A 5,114-nucleotide genomic window follows, 5' to 3' on the forward strand; every position below is an offset into this window, starting at 1 on the left:
ACCGTGCGCGGAACGGCGGGCAGGGATCTGCTCGACTCCTACGACCGGGAGCGCAGGCCCGCCGCACAACGGGTCATCGCCAACACCCGCGCCCAACTCTCCCTCATGCGCAGCGACATCACTCTCGATCCGCTGCGGGACCTGTTCGCCTCGATCCTCGACGTGGAGGAGGCCAACCGGCGGATCGGCATGCTGATCAGTGCGCAGGACACGGTCTACGACAGCCCGGGCGCGTCCTCGTCCTCCCAGTGGGAGGGAAGATTCCTGCAGAACTACCGGATCACCGTGGGCGATCCGGGCCGCCAGGCCACGGACACGGACGTGGTGGCACTGCTGCACAGCGGTCGACCGCTGCTGCTGCTGCAGGAGGGGCTTGGCGCCCTGCGGAAAACGGCCGGCAGATGGAGCCCCACCGTGCGCACGGTCACGTTCCGCTCGGGCCTGCCCTGCGAGGCCCTGCTGGTCCGCCCGGACGGCTATGTCGCCTGGGCGTCGGACGGCGGGGACCTCACGCAGGCGCTCGGGCACTGGTTCGGCGAACGGTAGCCGACCGGCTGCGGGGCGGGGGTGCGGGCCGGCCGGGAGGCCGGGGGCGCACCCCTGCCCACCGGCCTGTGATCAGGCGTCCTGGGGTTCCAGCTCTTCGAGTTGGGCGGCGATACGCCCGCCCCGCTCGGCCGAGAAGTCGATGACCGCCAGCAGCGGGGGGACGCAGATCGCGGGCAGGAGGTGACGCTGGAGCAGAGCGATCTTCTCCTCCAGGTCCTCATAGCCGCTCAGCGCCTGTGACATCGCCTGCACCCCGGAGAAGGCCCCCACATACACATCGGCCGACTCGCCCGGAACGACATGTGGCAGGAGCTCCCCGCGCTCCTGGGCGGCATGCAGGAGGCGGCGCGTGGTCTCACGCCACCGAAGCCACGGACCACTGCGGTCGACGGCGTCCGCCCGCTGGTCCAACGACAGCCGGACCCCGGCACGAACCAGCGGGTTGGTACGTACTCGGTAGGCATGCACGAGAGCGGTGTCCACAAGTTCCTGGACCTTGGTGCTCTGCGGCGGGACGGACAGCTTCTGGTCCTGCTCGCTCAGCACCCCGAGCGCGAGGGCTTCCTTCGAGTCGAAGTGGAAGTACAGCGCCCCCTTGGTCACCCCCGCGACCTGGAGGATCTCGGTGATCGTCGCGCAGTCGAACCCCCGCTTGTCGAAGACCTCGGCAGAGGCCTCCACGATCGCGCGGCGGGTACGAATCGCCCTTTCCTGTCTCACTGTGCTGCCTTCCTGCCGCGCCTCTCCCCGGCGTTCTTCGGGTGAGGGAGAGCCAAATTTCGCTTGAAAAAAACCGGCACCGTTGTATCTTACTGAACATTCAAGCGTCCCGTAGCCGCACGGGGGGCACGAATGCATGGGGGGAACCATGATCACCACACCTCAGCCTGCCCGAATACGGACAGCGGGGGCGCACTGCGACGGGTACACACCCGCTCCGCCGACACTCACGCACCGTACAAGGGAGCAGGACACCTTCGCGACCGCGTGGACGGCAATCGGGGAACGCCACTTCCGCGTGAAGGTACGACTCCCCCACGACCACCCCTTCTTCGCTCCCGTCCCCGGCGGCATCTACGACCCGCTGCTGATCGTGGAGACAATGCGGCAGTCGTCGATCATGGTGAGCCACGCGGCGCTGCGGGTGCCCCTGGAGCACCACTTCATGCTCCTGGAACTGGAATTCGCCTGCCGGCCCGAGTACCTGAGGGTGGGTCCGGGCCCGGCCGAGATGGAACTCGACGTTCTCATACCGAAGATCCAGTACAGCGCAGGCCTGCCCAGCCAGTTCCAGTGCGACTGGATCCTGCGGCGTGACGCAGCCGTCGCGGCCACCGGAACCGGCCGCACCCGCCTCGCCACCCCCCACATGTACCGCCGCCTGCGAGAGGGACGCACGCTGCCTCCCACCCGTATCCTCCCGGGCCCGGTCCTCGCACCGCGAACCGTCGGACGCCAACGCGCGCAGGACGTACTCCTGGCCCCTGGCGACCAGCCGCAGCAGTGGCCCCTGGCCCTCGACACCTGCCACCCCACCCTCTTTCAGCGGCCCAACGACCACATCCCCGGGATGCTGCTCCTCGAAGCGGCCCGTCAGGCCGCCGGCGCCCTGCACAGCCCCCGGCCGTTCGTCCCCTCGGCCGGACGCATCACCTTCCGGCAGTACGCCGAGTTCGGCAGTCCGTGCCTGATCAAGGCGGGAACACTTCCCGGGGCGAAAGAGCGGCGGACAACACGCGTGCAGGTCGGCGGAGTCCAGGACGAGCGGGCCGTGTTCAGCTGCGTGCTGGAGGCTCCCGCCGTCATGCACTGAACCCGGATGCGCACCGCGCACCAGTGCACCAACCTCGTCCAGCACCCGAGGAATAGGACAGCCAGACGTGATACTCGTGACGGGCGCAACGGGAACAGTGGGCGCAGAGACAGCCCAACTGCTCGCCCGCAAAGGCCCCGTGCGCATCCTCGCCCGCGACCCGCAACGGGTCCGCGTGAACGGGGACGGTGTCCAGGTCGTACAGGGCACCTATGACGACAGCGACTCACTGCACACAGCACTGCGAAACGTACGAGCCGCCCTCCTTGTCACCAACAACCCCCTCGCACCGCACGACGCCGCCTTCCTCGAGCAAGCCGCGCGAAGCGGCGTGCGGCACATCGTGAAACTCTCCGCAGCGGCCGTCGCCGACCCCGCCGCGCAGGACCTGGTCACACGGTGGCAGCGGGCCAACGAGCAACTCCTCACCAGCAGCGGCCTGGCATGGACACTCCTGAGGCCACGATCCTTCATGTCCAACACACTTTCCTGGGCGCCCGGCATCAAGGCCGACGGCGTGGTCCATGCGCTGTACAGCACATCGGCCAACGCCCCCGTGGATCCACGCGACATCGCCGGGGCCGCCGCACGGATCCTTGACGAAGGCGGACACGAAAGCCGCCGATACACCCTCACCGGCCCCCAGACACTCAGTGCAGCCGACCAGACCGAGCAACTGAGCACCATACTCAACCGCCCCCTGCGCGTCGAGGAGCTGACTCCTCAGCAGGCGCACTCACAGCTGCTGCGGCGGTATCCGGCTCCGATCGCCGACGCCCTGATCGAAAGCGCCCAACGCCAACAGGACGGCCGCAAAGCACACCTCGACACCACACTCACCCACCTTCTCGGACGACCCGCCCGCTCATACCGCACCTGGGCCACCGCCCACATCGCCGCATTCACCTGAATCTCGCGGTAGCCCGGGCGGGCCACGGCACGGGGGGCACGGGCGGGGAAAACCCCACCGCGGACGTACGTACAGGCACGATCGATCCGGCGTGCAACGACGGTGATCGTGTATGCATGGAGATCACGCAGCAGTCATATCGCCGTTCCGCCCGTTCGTTCGTTTCGAAGACCTTGGGCAGGCCCGGTCAGTCGTGCGTCTGGCGGGGGATCACATTGCTGCCGGTGTCGGCCACCCGGCTCATGCGCACGGTGTCGAGAGGGCGCTTCGCCGACGCGCCGGCGGCGCTCCTGGGGATGGGGCTGGGGCTCGTCGCCTGGTTCATCGTCCTGATCAGCACACAGGCGGCAGTAAATGGCGCTCTCTACCCGCTCTTGGATGCGCACGACTACCGGAACTCGTGGGGCGGCCCTACCCTGGCGGGTGCCTGGGCGGCCCACGCGGGGCTGGCCGTGCCGATTCTCGTGGCTGCCGTATGGCTACTGCGTGGCCTGGTCGCACTCGGCTCCTACGATCAGGAATCGTCCGCCGGAGCGAGGCCCCACTGGTGGAGCAGGCCGCTCGCCATCCTCTTGGCCGCAGCAGGAGCGGTGCTGTTCGTGGGATGGATCAATCAGCTGTGAACCGGACGGCGTGTGGTTCCGGCTCAGATGTCGCGCCGGACGGGTTTGATCAGGAAACCCTTCCCGGTCCCGGGTTCCCGGGTCCCGGGAAAGGCTACGGCGGCGTTGCCGGAGGGCATTTGCTGCCGAGTGGCTGCACCGAAAGACCCCGCACCCCTCGCCGAAAGATCTGGACCTTACGGTGCGTAACCCTGGCCACGGCCCGGCGCCCACTGATGGGATCGAGCCAGGCAGACGCCCCAACACCGCCCAGGGAGAACCCTGCGGCGAAGGGCGGCCCCACGGGCCCGCCACTCACATGACGAAGAGAGCACCATGCCGCACACCCCACCACCCCCCACCGCCGAGAACCCGCCGGTGACGCACCAGGCCCTTCCGGTACCCGCCGACGTACCGACCGTCTCGACCGGATCGGCGCCACCACAGGCACCGTGGCCGCCCACGTTGCCCGCGCGTGCCGACCGACGCGGCAACAGCGCCGTCATCGTCGTCCTCTCCTGCGCCCTGTTGCTCAGCCTGTGCAGCCTCTACGTCTCCATTCAGCGCAACATGTACGCCGAGAAGACTCCAGCGACCGAGCACTCGGGCGAGTGCCAAATGCCCCTCGACGACGAGGAATCCTGGGACGACGCCGTCACCCACCGCACGGCGCGCGGCATCCGGGAATGAACATCAGCAGCACGCCCAGTCGCTCGGCAGGAAGGCTGGTTCGCGGTCTCCTCCTGGTCGCCGCCGGAGTTCTCACGGCCGTGACCGCCCTCATCATCTGGGCCGTCTCCACCGTCGGCGGTGGTCCGGCACTTGTCGCCGCGACCGTCGCCCTGGCCGCACCGTGGGCGATCGTCCACCGGCTGACCACTCGTCCCCGATCGCATCACTCGAAGGACGAGATCGTTCAGCGCAGTGCCTCCGCCAGTCCCTGACGGCCCTTGATGCCCAGCTTGCCGTAGGCATGGGTGAGATGGACCTCCACGGTCCGCAGGCCGACGAAGAGATGCTGGGCGATCTCCCGGTTGGTCATTCCACCCGCCGCGAGATCGGCCACCCTGCGTTCGGTCGGAGTGAGCGCGTCCACACCGTGGAACGTGCGGGTACGGGGCCGGTCGCCGAGGGCACGCAGTTCCCGCAGCGCGCCCTCCGCGACCACACCGGCACTGCACGCATGGGCGACGCTGACCGCCTCCTGGAGGTCCGCACGGCCCTCCGGGACCCAGCCCCC

The 5,114-nt window shown here is 68.7% G+C and carries 7 protein-coding genes and 1 pseudogene; 6 read left to right on the forward strand and 2 right to left on the reverse strand.

What is annotated here, in order from left to right:
- Nucleotides 1-546, forward strand: a pseudogene (locus ACI2LP_RS33720) (hypothetical protein); the annotation flags it as partial.
- Between the two features lie 72 nt (nucleotides 547-618).
- Here the strand turns inward: ACI2LP_RS33720 and ACI2LP_RS33725 are convergent.
- Nucleotides 619-1,269, reverse strand: a complete 651-nt coding sequence (locus ACI2LP_RS33725) for a ScbR family autoregulator-binding transcription factor (RefSeq protein ID WP_404728348.1) — start codon at nucleotides 1,267-1,269, stop codon at nucleotides 619-621.
- A gap of 148 nt (nucleotides 1,270-1,417) precedes the next feature.
- Here ACI2LP_RS33725 and ACI2LP_RS33730 point away from each other — a divergent pair, with 148 nt between their 5' ends.
- From ACI2LP_RS33730 to ACI2LP_RS33750, 5 genes are all read left to right on the forward strand, one after another.
- Nucleotides 1,418-2,362, forward strand: a complete 945-nt coding sequence (locus tag ACI2LP_RS33730; protein ID WP_404728349.1) for a ScbA/BarX family gamma-butyrolactone biosynthesis protein — start codon at nucleotides 1,418-1,420, stop codon at nucleotides 2,360-2,362.
- Between the two features lie 67 nt (nucleotides 2,363-2,429).
- Nucleotides 2,430-3,272, forward strand: coding sequence for an NAD(P)H-binding protein (locus ACI2LP_RS33735; RefSeq protein WP_404728350.1), 843 nt, complete (start codon nucleotides 2,430-2,432; stop codon nucleotides 3,270-3,272).
- A 116-nt stretch (nucleotides 3,273-3,388) separates the two neighbouring features.
- The gene (locus ACI2LP_RS33740; protein ID WP_404728351.1) at nucleotides 3,389-3,895 is read left to right on the forward strand and encodes a hypothetical protein; all 507 of its coding nucleotides are present in this window, start codon (nucleotides 3,389-3,391) and stop codon (nucleotides 3,893-3,895) included.
- A gap of 315 nt (nucleotides 3,896-4,210) precedes the next feature.
- The gene (locus tag ACI2LP_RS33745) at nucleotides 4,211-4,564 is read left to right on the forward strand and encodes a hypothetical protein (RefSeq protein ID WP_404728352.1); all 354 of its coding nucleotides are present in this window, start codon (nucleotides 4,211-4,213) and stop codon (nucleotides 4,562-4,564) included.
- Between the two features lie 80 nt (nucleotides 4,565-4,644).
- Entirely contained in the window at nucleotides 4,645-4,818 is a 174-nt protein-coding gene (locus ACI2LP_RS33750; protein WP_404728353.1) for a hypothetical protein, read from the forward strand.
- Here the strand turns inward: ACI2LP_RS33750 and ACI2LP_RS33755 are convergent.
- Nucleotides 4,791-5,114 (reverse strand): helix-turn-helix transcriptional regulator (locus tag ACI2LP_RS33755; RefSeq protein WP_404728354.1); only part of this gene is annotated, 324 nt, incomplete at its 5' end. The two genes, ACI2LP_RS33750 and ACI2LP_RS33755, sit on opposite strands and share 28 nt — an antisense overlap.

It is taken from the genome of Streptomyces sp. NPDC019890, from assembly GCF_044903445.1.
In the GTDB taxonomy this organism is placed as follows: Bacteria; Actinomycetota; Actinomycetes; order Streptomycetales; family Streptomycetaceae; genus Streptomyces.